The sequence below is a fragment of the Kitasatospora sp. NPDC101176 genome (assembly GCF_044768035.1).
Lineage (GTDB): Bacteria > Actinomycetota > Actinomycetes > Streptomycetales > Streptomycetaceae > Kitasatospora.
Genome location: NZ_JBIWPA010000006.1, coordinates 18,367 through 34,170 on the forward strand (window position 1 = coordinate 18,367; position 15,804 = coordinate 34,170).

Annotated in this window: 14 protein-coding genes; 11 read left to right on the top strand and 3 right to left on the bottom strand. The window is 73.9% G+C overall.

All coding sequences use genetic code 11. The features are described 5' to 3' along the window. The first annotated feature begins 70 nt into the window (after positions 1-70). Positions 71-1,015 (top strand): beta-ketoacyl-ACP synthase III, encoded by a 945-nt coding sequence (locus tag ACIRS1_RS11645; RefSeq protein ID WP_360219093.1) that lies wholly within the window; start codon positions 71-73, stop codon positions 1,013-1,015. Between the two features lie 202 nt (positions 1,016-1,217). On the opposite strand, the gene ACIRS1_RS11650 is transcribed toward ACIRS1_RS11645, so the two are convergent. Then, the gene (locus ACIRS1_RS11650; protein WP_030055725.1) at positions 1,218-1,865 is read right to left on the bottom strand and encodes a TetR family transcriptional regulator; all 648 of its coding nucleotides are present in this window, start codon (positions 1,863-1,865) and stop codon (positions 1,218-1,220) included. A 437-nt stretch (positions 1,866-2,302) separates the two neighbouring features. On the opposite strand from ACIRS1_RS11650, the gene ACIRS1_RS11655 reads away from it, so the two are divergent. Next, entirely contained in the window at positions 2,303-4,723 is a 2,421-nt protein-coding gene (locus ACIRS1_RS11655; protein WP_402838658.1) for a PQQ-binding-like beta-propeller repeat protein, read from the top strand. A gap of 118 nt (positions 4,724-4,841) precedes the next feature. On the opposite strand, the gene galE is transcribed toward ACIRS1_RS11655, so the two are convergent. Further along, a complete protein-coding gene (gene galE / locus ACIRS1_RS11660; RefSeq protein WP_360219715.1) occupies positions 4,842-5,828 on the bottom strand; it encodes a UDP-glucose 4-epimerase GalE in 987 nt (328 codons plus the stop codon). Positions 5,829-6,107: 279 nt separating this feature from the next. Here galE and ACIRS1_RS11665 point away from each other — a divergent pair, with 279 nt between their 5' ends. Then, a complete protein-coding gene (locus tag ACIRS1_RS11665) occupies positions 6,108-7,178 on the top strand; it encodes a S1C family serine protease (protein WP_402838953.1) in 1,071 nt (356 codons plus the stop codon). A 179-nt stretch (positions 7,179-7,357) separates the two neighbouring features. Here ACIRS1_RS11665 and ACIRS1_RS11670 read toward each other — a convergent pair whose 3' ends face one another. Further along, positions 7,358-8,527, bottom strand: coding sequence for a sensor histidine kinase (locus tag ACIRS1_RS11670; protein ID WP_387908072.1), 1,170 nt, complete (start codon positions 8,525-8,527; stop codon positions 7,358-7,360). 428 nt (positions 8,528-8,955) lie between these two features. On the opposite strand from ACIRS1_RS11670, the gene ndhC reads away from it, so the two are divergent. The 8 genes from ndhC to ACIRS1_RS11710 are packed head-to-tail and all read left to right on the top strand — an operon-like array spanning position 8,956 to position 15,788. Beyond that, positions 8,956-9,297, top strand: a complete 342-nt coding sequence (gene ndhC / locus ACIRS1_RS11675) for an NADH-quinone oxidoreductase subunit A (protein ID WP_387908075.1) — start codon at positions 8,956-8,958, stop codon at positions 9,295-9,297. Further along, a complete protein-coding gene (locus ACIRS1_RS11680) occupies positions 9,288-9,959 on the top strand; it encodes an NADH-quinone oxidoreductase subunit B family protein (protein WP_360219718.1) in 672 nt (223 codons plus the stop codon). Before ndhC ends, ACIRS1_RS11680 begins: the two co-directional genes overlap by 10 nt. Next, positions 9,956-11,179: an NADH-quinone oxidoreductase subunit C gene (locus ACIRS1_RS11685; protein ID WP_402838661.1), complete on the top strand. Its 1,224-nt coding sequence runs from the start codon at positions 9,956-9,958 to the stop codon at positions 11,177-11,179. The genes ACIRS1_RS11680 and ACIRS1_RS11685 overlap by 4 nt, the downstream gene beginning before the upstream one ends. Beyond that, positions 11,176-12,135, top strand: a complete 960-nt coding sequence (gene nuoH / locus ACIRS1_RS11690) for an NADH-quinone oxidoreductase subunit NuoH (RefSeq protein WP_402838663.1) — start codon at positions 11,176-11,178, stop codon at positions 12,133-12,135. Before ACIRS1_RS11685 ends, nuoH begins: the two co-directional genes overlap by 4 nt. Continuing rightward, positions 12,132-12,686: a NuoI/complex I 23 kDa subunit family protein gene (locus ACIRS1_RS11695; RefSeq protein ID WP_387908030.1), complete on the top strand. Its 555-nt coding sequence runs from the start codon at positions 12,132-12,134 to the stop codon at positions 12,684-12,686. The genes nuoH and ACIRS1_RS11695 overlap by 4 nt, the downstream gene beginning before the upstream one ends. Next, positions 12,683-13,378 carry an NADH-quinone oxidoreductase subunit J gene (locus ACIRS1_RS11700; RefSeq protein ID WP_360219727.1) on the top strand — a complete coding sequence of 232 codons (696 nt, stop codon included), beginning with the start codon at positions 12,683-12,685 and terminating at the stop codon, positions 13,376-13,378. The genes ACIRS1_RS11695 and ACIRS1_RS11700 overlap by 4 nt, the downstream gene beginning before the upstream one ends. Then, the gene (nuoK, locus tag ACIRS1_RS11705) at positions 13,378-13,749 is read left to right on the top strand and encodes an NADH-quinone oxidoreductase subunit NuoK (protein ID WP_360219730.1); all 372 of its coding nucleotides are present in this window, start codon (positions 13,378-13,380) and stop codon (positions 13,747-13,749) included. Before ACIRS1_RS11700 ends, nuoK begins: the two co-directional genes overlap by 1 nt. Beyond that, positions 13,746-15,788, top strand: coding sequence for an NADH-quinone oxidoreductase subunit L (locus ACIRS1_RS11710; protein ID WP_402838666.1), 2,043 nt, complete (start codon positions 13,746-13,748; stop codon positions 15,786-15,788). Before nuoK ends, ACIRS1_RS11710 begins: the two co-directional genes overlap by 4 nt. The last annotated feature ends 16 nt before the right edge of the window (positions 15,789-15,804 follow it).

Here is a 15,804-nt window from a genome sequence, read left to right on the forward strand (position 1 = left end):
AGATCGCGGGGGCGGACCTTGTAGCCGGTCGCGCCCCGCTGACCAGTGAGTAACCCGGTTCCATGGCAGTATGAGCGGTTCGCGCATTGTGGCACTAGGCCACTACCAGCCCCCCAAGGTCCTCACCAACGACGACCTGGAGGCGCTCGTCGACACCAACGACGAGTGGATCCGCAGCCGGGTGGGCGTCAGAACCCGGCACGTCGCCGAGGGCGAGACCCTGGTCGACCTCGCCACCGAGGCGGCACAGAAGGCGCTCGCCAACAGCGGCCGCACGGCCGAGGAGATCGACCTGGTCGTGGTCGCCACCTGCACCGCGATCGAGCGCAGCCCCAACACGGCGGCCGCGGTCGCCGCCAGGCTCGGCGTCCGGGCGCCCGCCGCCTACGACATCAACACCGTCTGCTCCGGCTTCTCGTACGCCCTCGCCACCGCCGACCACGCGATCCGGGCCGGTGCGGCGCGGCGCGCCCTGGTCATCGGCGCCGAGCGGATGTCCGACACGCTCGACTGGACCGACCGCACCACCTGCGTGATCTTCGGCGACGGCGCCGGCGCCGCGGTGGTCGAGGCCCAGGAGGAGGGCGCCGAGCCCGGCATCGGGCCGGTGGTCTGGGGCTCGGAGCCGGAGAAGGGCGACGCCGTCGTCATCACCGGCTGGGACCCGGTGATCAGCCAGCAGGGCCAGTCGGTGTTCCGCTGGGCCACCACGCAGCTCGCCCCGCTGGCCCGCCAGGCCTGCGAGCGGGCCGGGATCGACCCGTCGGAGCTGAAGGGCTTCGTGCCGCACCAGGCCAACCTGCGGATCATCGACGCGATCGCGGGCAAGCTGGGCCTCGCCGACGCCGTGGTGGCCCGGGACGTGGTCGACTCCGGCAACACCTCGGCGGCCTCCATCCCGCTGGCCTTCTCCAAGCTCGTCGAGCGCGGCGAGCTGAGCCCGGGCGACCCGGTCCTGCTGTTCGGCTTCGGCGGCGGCCTCGCCTACGCGGGGCAGGTCGTGCGCTGCCCGTAGGGGCTGTCTTCCGACCCCGGGCCGGCCCCGCGCGACATGCCGGTGGGCGGGCACCCTGTGTGAGGGGTGCCCGCCCACCGGCATGTCTGGCGCGCTTGCGGTACGTCGGCGGACCTCCCCCGAGGACACGGCCGCCGTCCGTCGGTCCCCGGACAGGAGGCCGGGACTGCGCGCGGAGCGGATGATCTGTCGGGCGGACGGTCTACTTGGGCGGCTTCTTGCCGGTGACGCCCAGGTACACCAGGGGAGCGAGGTTGGGCTTGAGGTCCTTGACCTTGACGCCCCAGGAGGTGAAGGCCTTCTGGTGCTCGGCCGCCGAGGCGAGCAGCGAGACCAGGGCCCCGGCTACGGCGTTCGGGTCGAGCGACTTGTCGGCCTGACCCTTCGCCTGGAGTTCCTTGACGGCCTCCGCGAGTGGCTTGGCGACCGCGTTGAGGACGGTCATGCGGATCTTGAAGAACCGCTTGTCCCCTTCGGCGGCACCGAGCGTGACCACTCGGAGAATGGCGTCGTTCTTGCGCCAGAAGGCGAGGAATCCGTCGACCAGTTCTTCCGAAGTGGTCGGGCCGGACTTCCCTGCCCAGGACTTTCCGGCCACCAGCTCTTTGAGGGTGTCGGCGTCCTTGGCCATTTCCTCGGCGATTTCGAGGACAGCGCCCTCGACATCCGGGAAGTACTGGTAGAAGGTCGCGGGGGAGGTACCCGCCATACGGGCGACGTCGATGACCTTGACGTCCCGATACGGCGACGTGCTGAGCATCTCGCGGAGGCAGTCGAGCAGCTTCTGCCGCGTCTCCTGTCCGCGTCGCCCGGCGACGCGACCGTCGACGGTGCGAACTTGTCCTGTCATGCCGTCAGCTTACCGTGGCACGATCTTGGCGCGATTCGGTGATGCGACTATTACTCCGCACGGGGGGTTGCTATAGGGGCATGAACCGCTTCGGACGGATATTCACCCGGCCCCCGGGGCGCTGTTTGAAGCCCCCCCGTGTGCTTTTGACCCCATAGCGTGACGGCGAGTCCGCTGAGGGGTGGTCGAGTGACAGAGCGTGACGACGTCCGGTCCCGGGAGATCCGTACCGGGAGGGGGTGTCCGCGGGGCCGGACGCAAGCCGCGGCCGGAGCGGGCGTCAGAATCCGGCCGTTCCGTCACCGGTGACCGGACGGCGGCCGCCACGGGGCGGCCGGCCGCCCCGGGCGGGGGAGGTTGGAGTTGCAGCGGGCGGCGTTGGAGAATCGGGTCCGGCACCACGCGGCGGGTGCGGAAAACGGGGAGGTGGCAGCGGAGTGGACCAGCTGACGGCGCACGATCCGAGGCGGATCGGGCCCTTCGAGGTGCTGGGGCGGCTCGGCGCGGGTGGGATGGGGCTGGTCTACCTGGCGCGCTCCGCCTCCGGTCGAAGGGTGGCCATCAAGACCGTCCGGGGGGAGCTGGCCGAGGACGAGCTGTTCCGCGTCCGCTTCGCGCGGGAGATCGAGGCCGCCAAGACGGTCGGCGGCTTCTACACCGCGGCCGTGGTGGACGCCGACGCGGACGCCCGGGTGCCCTGGCTGGCCACCGCGTACATCCCGGCCCCCTCCCTGGAGGACCTGGTCGAGGAGTGCGGGCCGCTGCCGGTGGACGCCACCCGCTGGCTGGTCGCGGGCATCGCCGAGGCGCTGCAGTCCATCCACGCGGCCGGGCTGATCCACCGCGACCTCAAGCCGTCCAACGTGCTGGTGGTCGAGGACGGCCCGAAGGTGATCGACTTCGGCATCGCGTCCGGCGTCTCCAGCACCCGGCTCACCATGACCAACGTCGCGGTCGGCACCCCCGCCTACATGTCCCCCGAGCAGGCCCGGGACAGCCGGAACGTCCGGGGCGCGAGCGACGTCTTCTCGCTCGGCTCGCTGATGGTCTTCTGCGCCACCGGGCACCCGCCGTACCGCGGCTCCAACCCGGTCGAGACGGTGTTCCAGCTGCTGCGCGAGGAACCCGACCTGTCCGGGATGCCGCCCGAGCTGATGGACCTGGTCCGCGCCTGCATGCGGCCCTCGCCCGAGCACCGGCCCACCCCGGCGCAGATCCAGACGGAGCTGGCCCCGCACCTGTTCTCCCGCGACGACGCCTCCGGCGAGGCCGGCGACTGGCTCCCGGCCAACGCGCTGGAGCTGATCGAGCGCAAGCGCGGCCGCCGCCAGCCGGCCCCGCCGCCCCGCGGCGGGCAGCCGCCGGTCGGCCCGCCGCAGCCCCCGGAGCCGCTGCGGGGCGGCCCCCAGCAGCCGTCGCACCAGCCGCCGCAGCCGCACCGGCAGGTGCCGCCGCAGCGCCCCGGCCTGGACGACCCGCGGACCCACCCGGGCGGGCGGCACCTGCCGCCGGCCGGGCCGGTGCACGCCGGACCGCAGCCCGGCCGGGCCGCCGACGGCGAGATCCCGACCGCGAAGATCGCCTCCCCGAACAAGCACCGGGCGCCCGGCGGCGGGGCCGTCGAGGTGCAGCTGTCCGGCGCCTCGGTGCGGATAGGCCCCGGCCCCCGGGCCGAGCACGAGCAGACCGGCCCGGGAACGGCCCCGGCCGAGACCGACTGGGTCCGCCGGGCCACCCCGACGCCGCCGCCGGCGCCCGCGCCGGCCGCCCGCTGGCGCCCCTGGCGCTTCCGGATGTCCAACGACGTCTGGGGCACCCCGGTGGTCGCCGACGGCACGCTCTTCGTCTCCAGCTTCGAGGTGCACGCGCTGGACATCGGCTCCGGCGAGCGCCGCTACAAGACCCGTGACGTCGCCTGGGCGCTCGCGGTGCACGCCGGCCGGGTGCACGCCGCCGACGGCCCCCACCTGTACACGGTGGACGTCGCGGACGGCACCGAGCGCTGGCGCACCTCGCTGGACGGCTGGGTCTACTCGCTCTCCGCCGCCGACGGGGTGCTCTGCTGCGGCATCCGGGGCGGCGGCGTCCAGCTGCGCTCCGCGGCCAACGGCGGCGAGCTGTGGCGCGCCGACGACGCCCAGCAGGACTACGAGAACCCGCAGTCCGGCCCGGTCCTGGTGGCCGGCGCGGCCTACTACTACGGCGCCGGGCGGCTGCGCTGCATCGACCCGCGCGGCGCGGGCCTGCGCTGGTCCTTCCCGGTCGGCGAGGACGTGCCCTCGCACCCGGTCGAGCGCGGCGGCGTGCTCTACGTGACGGCCGGTACCCGGGTGTACGCGCTGGACGCGGCCAGCGGGGTCGAGCGCTGGCGCTTCGAGGCCCCGGTGGTGCTCTTCACCCCGCCCGCCCTGGACGCCGACGCGGTCTACGTCGCCGACTACCTGGGCACGGTCTACGCGCTGGACGCGGCCACCGGCCGGGACCGCTGGCGCGGGGTCACCGGCAGCCGGCAGGGCGCCGAGCCGGTGGTGGTCGGGGACGGCATGGTGCTGGTCGGCAGCGGCGAGGTGCTGTACGCCTTCGAGGCGGCCACCGGCCGGGAACGCTGGCGCTACACCGCGCGCGGGGAGATCGTCGGGGCACCGGCGGTGGCGGACGGCCTGGTCCACCTGGGCAGCCGGGACCACTCGCTGCACACCCTCGACCTGGCGAGCGGTCAGCTGCGCTGGGAGCTGGGGACCAAGGGCGAGCTGACCGGGTCCCCGGTGGCGGTCGGCGGGCGGGTCTTCGTCGGCTCCAAGGACCGCTGCGTGTACGCGCTGGACGCCTTCTACGGGACGGCCGTCCCGGCCCGCTGAGACGGGCGCGGGGGGGGGGGGGGGGGCCCCCCCCCCCCCGGGGGGGGCGGGGGGGGGGGGCCGGCCCCCCCCCGCCGCGGTGGAGGACGTCAGGTCGGGCCCGTCCCGGGGCCCTGCGTCAGGCCTTGCGGGCCTCGGGGTGGCGGCTGCACCAGCCCTCCCACGCGGAGGAGACCATCTCCGTCACGCCGTGGCGGGCGTTCCAGCCCAGCTCGCGCCGGATCAGGTCGGCGGAGGCCACCACCCGGGCCGGGTCGCCGGGGCGGCGCGGGGTCACCTCGGCGGTGGTGTCGTAGCCGGTGACCTCGCCGATCACCTCCAGCATCTCCTTGACGCTGACGCCCTCGCCGCGGCCGATGTTGAGCACCAGCGCGGTCTCGCCGGCCGGGTCGGCGGCCAGCCGCTTGGCGGCCGCGACGTGCGCCGAGGCGATGTCGGAGACGTGGATGAAGTCGCGGACGCAGGTGCCGTCCGGGGTGGGGTAGTCGCCGCCGAAGATCCGCGGCGCCTGACCGGCGGTGAGCCGCTCGAAGACCATCGGGATCAGGTTGAAGACCCCGGCGTCGGAGAGCTCGGGGGAGGCCGCGCCGGCCACGTTGAAGTAGCGCAGCGCCACGGTGGACATGCCGTACGCCTTCCCGGCGGCGGCGACCAGCCACTCGCCGGCGAGCTTGGTCTCGCCGTACGGGCTCATCGGCGCGCAGGGGGTGGACTCGGTGACCAGGTCGACGTCCGGCATGCCGTAGACGGCGGCGGACGAGGAGAACAGGAACCGCTTGACCCCGCCCTCGGCGGCGGCCTCCAGGACGGTCTGCAGGCCGATGACGTTCTCGCGGTAGTAGAAGAACGGCTGCTCGACCGACTCGCCGACCTGCTTCTTGGCGGCGAAGTGCAGGATGCCCTCGACCGCGTGCTCGCGGATGGCGGCGTCCAGGGCGGCCCGGTCCAGGGTGGAGCCCTTCACCAGGGCGACGCCCTCCGGGAGGCGGGAGGCGTCGCCGGTGCTGAGGTCGTCGAGGACCGCGACGCGCTCACCGGCGTCGAGCAGCTGGCGGACGACGTGCCCGCCGATGTATCCGGCACCGCCGGTGATCAACCAAGTCATGCCCAGAATCCTAGGGCGTTCGGATTCCTTCGAATGGCGGGCGCGTCGGGCCAGGGATTCGGACAAATCGGTGAAATGCTGACAAAGATTTCCGTGCTCTCAGCGCCGTGACGGATCGGAGGCAGCCAGGTGAGCCGAAAGAAGGAACACACCCGCCCGCTGCCGGCCGGACCGCGGCCGACCGGGCCCAAGGCCCGTCGCACCGCCGTTCGCACCGCGGTCCGGGCGGCCGTCGTCGGGGCCGGCCGCCGCCGGGCGCTGGCGCCGGGTGCGGTGGCCGTGCTGACCGCCCTGGCGCTGGCCGCGTGCAGCAGCGGCTCCTCCTCGTCCTCGCCCTCCTCCGCGGGGACCGGCTCGCCCTCCGGTCCGTCCCCGGCCGGGTCGGCCTCCGGGTCGTCCGGGCAGCTCCCCGGCGCTGGCGACCAGCTGCAGGACTCCTACCAGAAGGTGATCGCCGACGTGCTGCCCTCGGTGGTGCAGATCACCACCGGCGACAGCCTCGGCTCCGGGATCGTCTACGACACCGCCGGCGACATCGTCACCAACGCCCACGTGGTCGGTACCGCGACCACCTTCACCGTCACCCTCGCCAACAGCACCAAGTCGCTGGACGCCACCCTGGTCGGCAGCTACCCCGAGTCCGACCTCGCGGTGATCAAGCTGAACGGCTCGCCCGGGGGCCTCAAGCCGGCCGTCTTCGGCGACTCCCGCAAGGTGCAGCTCGGCCAGATCACCCTCGCCATGGGCAGCCCGCTCGGCCTCGCCAGCAGCGTCACCGAGGGCATCGTCTCGGCCACCGCGCGGACCGTCTCCGAGCCCCAGGGCTCGGGATCGCCCGGCGCCACCATCGGCAACATGGTGCAGACCTCGGCGGCCATCAACCCGGGCAACAGCGGCGGCGCGCTGGTCAACCTGGCCAGCCAGGTGATCGGCATCAACACCCTCGCGGCCACCGAGCCCGAGGCCAGCGGCGCGGCCGCGCCCGGCATCGGCTTCGCCATCCCGGCCTCGACCGTCACCAGCATCGCCGACCAGCTGATCAAGCAGGGCAAGGTCACCAACTCCGGCCGGGCCGCGCTCGGCATCACCGCCCGGACCAGCTTCGACCAGCAGTTCCAGCCGGCCGGCGCGGTCATCGTGGCGGTCACCCCGGGTGGCCCGGCCGCCGCGGCGGGGCTGCAGCCCGGTGACGTCATCACCAGGATCGGGGACACCCCGATCGACTCGCTGAACGCGCTCACCACCGCGCTCGCCTCGCTCACCCCCGGCAGCAAGGTCACCGTCACCTACACCCGGGACGGCAAGAGCCAGACGGCCGACGTCACCCTCGGCACGCTGCAGACCCCCTAGACCCGGGACGGCCCGGCCGGGCCGCACGCCGCGCAAGGGTTCCGCGGACCGGCCGCCGCACCGGACGGCGCCGGGACCCCGTCACTGCCTCGACGGGGTCCCGGCGCCCGGCCGTGTCCGGAGGCTCCGGGCGGGGCTCCGGGCCTGCGGGGGAGCTCCGGGCAGGCGGCGGCGGTTGCTCAGTGGCGGCCCGTGCGGGTGCGCCAGGGCAGCTCCACGGTCACGCTGGTCGGGCCGCCCTCGGGGCTCTCCACCAGGAAGACCCCGTCCACCGCGCGGACCCGCTCGGCCAGCCCCGCCAGGCCGCTGCCCGGGTACGGGGCCGCGCCGCCCCTGCCGTCGTCCTGGACCAGCACCATCAGCTGGTCGTCCGAGCGCCAGACGTCGACCGAGGCGGTCGTGGCGCCGGCGTGCTTGGAGACGTTGGTGAGCAGCTCGCTCACGGTGAAGTAGGCGATGCCCTCGACCGCCGAGTCCGGGCGCCCGGCCGGGCCGTCCGCCTCCCCCAGGTCGACGTTCACCTTCACCCCGCCCGGCACCGTGCAGCGGGCGGCGACCGCGGACAACGCGGCGTCCAGGCCGCGGTCGGTGAGCACCGCCGGGTGGATGCCCCGGGCCAGGTCGCGCAGCTCCTGCAGGGCGAGCTTCACCTCGCCGTGCGCGTTGTCGACCATCCTGGTGGCCGCACGCACGTCGTCCTCGCTCTCGACCTCGCGCAGCCGCTCCTTGGCCATGCCGAGGTCCACGGCCAGCGCGACCAGCCGGGCCTGGGCGCCGTCGTGCAGGTCGCGCTCGATCCGGCGCAGGTCGGCGGCGGCGGTGTCGACCACCGTGCCGCGGTCGTCCTCCAGCTCGCGCACCCGCTCGGCCAGCGCGCCCGGGAAGAGCAGCGCCTCGACCAGGATCCGGTCCGTCGCGGCCAGCATCCGGACCACCCAGGGCAGCACCGGGAAAAGTGCGATGATCGAGACCAGGGTCAGCGTGAAGCTCAGGATGCCCCAGGGCAGCATCAGCACGTTGTAGAGGGTGGAGCGCCAGCTCAGCAGGTCGGTCAGGTGGGCGGTGGTGAAGCCGACCATCCCCGGCCGGCGCCGCCGCACCGGCTCCGGCTCGTGGATGTCGGAGCCGTACGCGGACCGGGCCCGGCGGCGGGCCGGCCCGCCGAGGGCGCGGCAGCCGGCCAGCCCGGCGGCCAGCAGCGGCAGGCCGATCACGGTGACCGCCAACCCCAGGCCGGTCGAGACCATGACGACGGCGAACGTGAAGCCGGCGATGCCGAGCGGCAGGTTGAGCATCAGGTGCCCGGCCTGCCGCCACATCCGTGCGCCGTACAGCGGCGGGCGCTCCATGCGCGCGTCCTGCTCCCTGATGGCGTCGACGGCGCGTCGGTGCGGAGGCTTCATCTGGATCTACCGTCCCTCTCGGTCGAGCTGGTGGACCAAGCTTCCCGAACCGGGGGCGGTGGGGGCCATGGGGGTGATACATCTTCCGGGACGGGGGTTATCCCTACCCCTCCCCTGGTCGTCGGGCCACTCCCTGGTGTTCACCGGGGTGTCCACCGGACGTCTTGCGGAGCGGGCAGGGTTCGGGCGGAGCGGAGCCGTCCCCTTAGACTCACGCATTGGCCATGGTTATGACCGTGCGAGGAAACGTCGGAGAACTGCCGCGAGGGCTGTTCACGGCCGAGGTGGAGGGCGAAGGCATGGAGGGGCGGCACACGGCTGCCGTCGCGGCCGACCCGGCGGTCGGCGGCGGCTACTTCGACGCGTACGCCGCGATGGGTCTGCTGGCCGTCATCGGGGTGCTCTTCGTCATCGTGGCGTTCACCGCCAACCGTCTGCTGCGGCCGGTGGTGTACTCGCCCGAGAAGCTCCTCGCCTACGAGTGCGGCGTGGACCCGGTGGGCGAGGACTGGGCGCACACCCAGATCCGCTACTACGTGTACGCCTTCCTCTACGTGATCTTCGCGGTGGACGCGATCTACCTGTTCCCGTGGGCGACGGTCTTCGCCTCCGCCGGGTACGGCGCCGGAACGCTGGTCGAGATGTTCCTCTTCATCGGCTTCCTCGCGGTCGGCCTGCTCTACGCCTGGAAGAAGGGCGTTCTGGAATGGACGTGACGCACAACCACTCGCACGGCGCCCAGGGCGGGCCCGTCCCGCTCGGCCTGCCGGACCCGTCGCGCCCCGGTGCCGTCGAGCGCCGCGCCATCGGCCCGCTGGCCCGGCTCGCGCCGGACCCGGTCAAGGTGGTGCTCAACTGGGGGCGCCGCTACAGCCTGTGGTGCTTCAACTTCGGCCTGGCCTGCTGCGCGATCGAGTTCATCGCCGCGTCCATGGCCAAGCACGACTTCATCCGGATGGGAGTCATCCCGTTCGCGCCCGGCCCCCGACAGGCCGATCTGATGATCGTCTCGGGGACGGTGACCGACAAGATGGCCCCCGCCGTCAAGCGCCTCTACGAGCAGATGCCCGAGCCGAAGTACGTCATCTCCTTCGGCGCCTGCTCCAACTCCGGCGGCCCCTATTGGGACTCCTACTCGGTGACCAAGGGCGTCGACCAGATCATCCCGGTCGACGTCTACGTGCCCGGCTGCCCGCCGCGGCCCGAGGCGCTGCTGCAGGGCATCCTCAAGCTGCAGGAGAAGATCGCGGCCGAGTCGCTGCCCGGCCGCTACACCGCGCCCGCCGCCGCGCTGCGCCGCCCGCTCGTCGCGGGGCCCGGTGCGCCGCAGGACCGGCCGGTCCCGACGGAGACGTCGCCCGAAGGGGGAGCCTCGTGAATCCCGCCGAGCAGTACGCGGCGTCGGTCGGGGAGTGGGCGACCGGCGCCGAGGCTTACGGGCTGATCACCGTCGACGTGCCGGCCGAGCACTGGACCGAGGCGCTCACCAGCGTCCGCGACGTGCTGGGCCTGCGCTACTTCGACTGGCTGAGCGCCGTCGACGAGCTCGCCGACGGCTTCTCCGTCGTCGCGCACCTCGCCTCCGCCGACACCGCGGGCGCCGTCCGCCACCTGGCGCTGCGCACCAGGGTGCCGCGGGACGCGGCCTCGCTGCCGACGGCCGTCCCGGTCTACGCGGGCGCCGCCTGGCACGAGCGCGAGACCCACGAGATGTTCGGCATCGACTTCCCCGGGCACCCCTACCTGGCCACCCTGCTGCTGCCGGACGGCTTCGAGGGGTACCCGCTGCGCAAGGAGTTCGTGCTCGCGGCCCGGGTCGCCAAGGCCTGGCCGGGCGCCAAGGAGCCGGGCGAGTCGGACCACGGCGACGGGCCGGTCCGGCGCAAGGTGCAGCCGCCCGGTGTGCCGGACCCGAACGAGTGGGGGCCGCTCAAGGGCACCCTGCCGCCGGTCGCCGAGCGGCCCGCGCGCGGTGCGCGGGCGGCGGGCGCGGCGGCGCGGACGCCCCGGGCGGCCGCTGCCGGTGGCGCCGGCGCCGAGGGCGCGCCCGTGCGGGCGGACCGGCCGCGGCGGACCAGGTCGGTGGCCGAGGGATCGGCGAGCCAGGCCGGGGAGCCGACCGCCGGTGCCGAGGGCGCTGCCGCCGGCGCCGAGGGTGCGCCGCTGCGGGCCGATCGGCCGCGGCGGACCAGGTCGGTCTCGGCCGGGTCGGTCAGCCAGGCCGCTGAGCCCACGGCGGCGGAGGAGCCGACCGCGGCACCGGCCGCCGGTGCCCCTGCCGAGGCCGCTGCGCCCGCCGGGCCGGCTGTGCCCGCGGAGGCCGCCGAGGCCGCCGAGGCCGCCGAGCCCAAGGCCGGACGGCCGGCGCCCGCGCGGACCCAGTCCTCCGACGCGCCCTGGCACAACCCGGTGCCCGCCCACGCCGAGCCCGCCGAGCCCGCCGAGCCTTCCGGGCCCGCCGAGCCTTCCGGGCCCGCAGCGCCGGCGAAGCCCGCCCGGCCGACCCCGGCGGCGGAGCCCGCGGGCGAGCAGGCCGAGCGGGACGAGCAGGACGAGACCCCGGCCCGACCGGCCGACCAGGACGGAGACGGCGCGTGAACCTGCTCGACACGGTGCTGCGCTGCGTCGCCACCCTGGTCGTCTTCCTGGTCTTCCCGCTGGTCATCGGCCAGACCGAGCACAAGGTCATGGCGCACATGCAGGGCCGGCTCGGCCCGATGTACGCGGGCGGCTTCCACGGCTGGGCACAGCTCGTCGCCGACGGCGTGAAGTTCGCGCAGAAGGAGGACATCGTCCCGGCCGGGGCGGACCGCCGGATCTTCCAGCTGGCGCCCGCCGTCTCGCTGCTGCCGTACCTGTTCGTGCTGCTGGCGATCCCGGTCGGCCCGGACGGCTTCGTCGGCCAGGCGATCGACGCCGGCCTGTTCTTCGTGCTGGCCGTGATGGGCGTCGGCGTGATCGGCAAGCTGATGGCCGGCTGGGCCTCGGCCAACAAGTTCTCGCTGCTCGGCGGTCTGCGCACGGCCGCGCAGCTGATGTCCTACGAGCTGCCGATGGTGCTGGCGGCGGCCTCGGTGGCGATGGCCGCCGGCACCCTCTCGCTGCCCGGGATCCTCGACACCTGGCAGTGGTACTGGCTGCCCTGGCAGCTCATCGGCGCGTTCGTGTTCTTCACGGCCGGCCTGGCCGAGCTGCAGCGCCCGCCGTTCGACATGCCGGTGGCCGACTCCGAGATCATCTTCGGCGCGTACACCGAGTACACCGGCCTGCGCTTCGCGCTCTTCCTGCTGTCCGAGTACGTGGGCATCCTCGTGGTGTCCGCGCTGACCGCGGTGCTGTTCCTGGGCGGCTGGCACGGCCCGATGTCCGACCAGCTCGGCTGGCTCTGGATGATCCTGAAGACCTTCGCGCTGGCCTTCGTGGTCATCTGGCTGCGGGTCACCTACCCGCGTCTGCGCGAGGACCAGCTGATGCGCTTCGCGTGGACCGTGCTGATCCCGCTCGCCCTCGTCCAGCTCGCCCTCACCGGCGTCATCAAGGTGGCGATCTCATGAGTTTCCCCGGTGCCGGCCTCGCCAAGGGCCTGGCCGTGACGCTGCGGACGATGACGAAGAAGAGCGTCACCGCGCAGTACCCCGACGTGCAGCCGGTGCTGCCGCCGCGTTCGCGCGGCGTCATCGCGCTGCTGGAGGAGAACTGCACCGTCTGCATGCTCTGCGCGCGCGAGTGCCCGGACTGGTGCATCTACATCGACTCCCACAAGGAGACGCTGCCCGCCGCCGACCCGAACGCCCGGGCCCGCACCCGCAACGTGCTCGACCGCTTCGCCATCGACTTCTCGCTCTGCATGTACTGCGGGATCTGCATCGAGGTGTGCCCCTTCGACGCGCTGTTCTGGTCGCCCGAGTTCGAGTACGCCGAGACCGACATCCTGGAGCTGACCCACGAACGGGACCGGCTGCGCGAGTGGATGTGGACCGTCCCGGCGCCGCCGGCGCTGGACCCGGCGGCCGAGGAGCCCAAGGAGATCGCCACCGCGCGCAAGGCGGCGGACAAGCTCGCGGCCGCAGCCGCCGCGGCCGAGGAGAAGGGTGAGGGAGCATGAGCGCCGCCACCCTGCTCGCGGCGACCGGTCCACTGGAGCCGGCCGCCCGTTCGTTCCTGTCCCCGACCGGGGTCGAGGTCGTCTTCCTGCTGGTCGGCGTCGTCGTGCTCGGCTCCGCCGTGGTCGCCGTCACCACCAAGCAGCTGGTCCACGCCGCGCTCTGGCTGGTCGTCGCGCTCGGCGGGCTGGCGGTGGAGTTCCTGCTGCTCACCGCCGAGTTCATCGCCTGGGTGCAGGTGCTGATCTACCTCGGCTCGGTGGTCGTCCTGGTGCTGTTCGGGCTGATGCTCACCAAGGCGCCGATCGGGCGCTCACCGGACGCCGACTCCAAGAACCGCTGGGTGGCCCTGGTCGTGGCGCTGGCCACGGCGGGGACGCTGGTGACGCTGGTCGTCGACGCCTTCCGGACCTCCTGGATCGACCTCGGCGCGGGCGGCGGCTCGGCCGCCGTCACCGGGGAGAGCCTGTTCCGCCACTGGGTGCTGCCCTTCGAGGCGCTGTCCGTGCTGCTGCTCGCGGCGCTGGTCGGCGCGATCGTGCTGTCGCGCGGCTCCGGGCGCCGGGTGCCGGCGCCGCGGGCGGGCCGGCTGCGCGCCGGGCGGCCCGTCGGGTCGAACGGGACCGTCGCCGCGACGGTGCCCCGGCCGGCCCCGGAGGCCCCCGCCGCGACCACCTCTGAGCAGGAGGGCTGATGCACCTCGCCTACCCCGTCGTCCTCGCCGCGCTGCTGTTCGGCGTCGGCGTGTACGGCGTGCTCGCCCGGCGCAACGCCGTCCTGGTGCTGATGTCCGTCGAGCTGATGCTCAACGCCGTCAACCTCGACCTGGTCGCCTTCGACACCTGGCTGCACGACTCGCTGCACGCCGGTCAGGCGCTCACCCTGTTCACCATCACCCTCGCCGCCGCCGAGATCGGCCTGGGGCTCGCCATCGTCCTGTTGCTCTTCCGGGCCCGGGGCACCGCCGACATCGACCGGGCCACCGCGCTCGGCGACCCGGCCGAGCCGCTCGCCGAGGAGGCGCCGGCCGGAGCCGAGGCGCTGAAGGGCCAGGCCGCCGCATGAACCTCGCCCTGCCCGTCCTCGTTCCCGTGCTGCCCGCGCTCGGTGCCGCCGCGACGCTGAGCGTCGGCCGCAAGGCCCCCGGGCTGGCCCGCCCGCTGGCGATCGTGCCGGTCGCCGTCTCGGGCGTGCTCGCCCTGGTGGTCGCGCTCCAGCTCGGCACCGGTCAGTCCCTCGACGCGGCCACCCGGCTCACCCCGACCGGCGGCCCGGACATCGGGCTCGCCCTCCACCTGGACGGCTACAGCTCGCTGATCTCCGTGCTGGTCGGCCTCGTCGCCACCTGCGTGCAGGTCTACTCGACGGCGTACCTGAAGAAGGACCCGCGCTACCCGTCCTACGCGGCGCTGGTCTCGCTGTTCACCGCGGCGATGTTCCTGGTCGTCTACTCCGGCGACCTGATCGTGCTGCTGGTCGGCTGGGAGGTCATGGGCATCTGCTCGTACTTCCTGATCGGCCACCACTGGGAGACCGAGGACGCCCGCTCGGCCTCGCTGAAGGCCTTCCTGGTCACCAAGCTCGGCGACGTGCCGTTCCTGTTCGGGATCTTCCTGCTCGGCGCGGACGCCGGCAGCTTCCGGATCACCGACGTGCTGGCCGCCGCCACCGACGGGCGGCTCGGCCACCCGACCCTGATCGCGCTGCTGCTGCTCGCCGGCGTGGCCGGCAAGAGCGCGCAGTTCCCGCTGCACACCTGGCTCCCGGACGCGATGGCCGGCCCGACGCCGGTCTCCGCGCTGATCCACGCCGCCACCATGGTCGCGGCCGGCATCTACCTGGTCGCCCGGCTGCTGCCGGTGTTCCTGCTCTCGGGCGCGGCGCTGGTCGTGCTCGCGGTGATGGCCGCCGTGACGATGATCGGGTCGGCTGTCTGCGCGCTCGCCCAGGACGACCTCAAGCGGGTGCTCGCCTACTCCACCGTCGGCCAGCTCGGCTACATGGCCGGGGCGCTGGCCAGCGGCGACCGCGAGGCCGCCGTCTTCCACCTGGTCAGCCACGGCGCGTTCAAGGCGCTGCTGTTCCTGGCCGCCGGTGTGGTGATCCACTCCGCGCACACCAACTCGATCTCCGCGATGTCCCGGATCCCGGGGCTGCGCAAGCGCGTCCCGGACGCCTACTGGACGATGGGCATCGGGCTCGTCGCCCTGGTCGGGCTGCCGCCGTTCTCCGGCTTCTTCAGCAAGGAGGCGGTGCTGACCGCCGCCGAGCACGCCGCCGACGGCGAGGCGCTCACCAACGGGCTCGGCCCGTCCTCGGCCGTCCCGGAGGCGGCCGGCTGGATCGTGCTGGTCTCGGCCGCGCTCACCGCGCTGCTCACCGCCGCGTACGCGGCACGGCTGTTCCTGGTCGCGTTCCACAGCCCGGCCGGTGCCGCCGCGAAGGCACCGGAGGTCGTGCCCGCCCCGGACGCCGCCTCGGTGGTGGCCGACCACGAGGCCGGCGCCCCGTACTCGCCCGAGCTCGACGAGGCCGACCCGGCCAGCCCCGAACCGCCCGCGATGCGTTGGCCGCTCTGGGTGCTGGCGGTGCCGACCATGGGCTTCGGCATCGCCGGGGTCCGCTCGGACTGGCTGCCCGCGCTGCTGGACGGCGGCTCGCTGCGGCCCTCCGCGGTCACCGCGGTGATCGGCACCGGGCTCGCCGTGATCGGTCTGCTCGCGGCGTACGGCGCCTGGCGCTCGGCGACCGCCCGGCAGAGCACCGGCCGGGCGACGGTGCCCGGGCAGGCGGGAGCCCCGGTCGCCGACGTGGTCGTCGCCGACCCCGGGCGCACCCTGCTCGGTCCGCTGTTCGGCCCGGCCCGGCGCGGCTTCGGCGTCGACCGGCTGTACCACGTGCTGTTCGTCCGACCGGTGACCGCCGCCGCCGGACTGGTCCGCTTCCTCGACCGCGAGGTCGTCGAGACCTACGTGCGCGGCACCGGGGTCGGTGCCAACCTGCTCGGCCGGGCCGTCCGGCTCGCGCAGACCGGCAACGCGCAGACCTACCTCAGCGCCCTGCTCGCCGGCGTCGTCCTGCTGGCCGTCCTGGTGGCGGTGTAGCCGGATGCCCCACCAC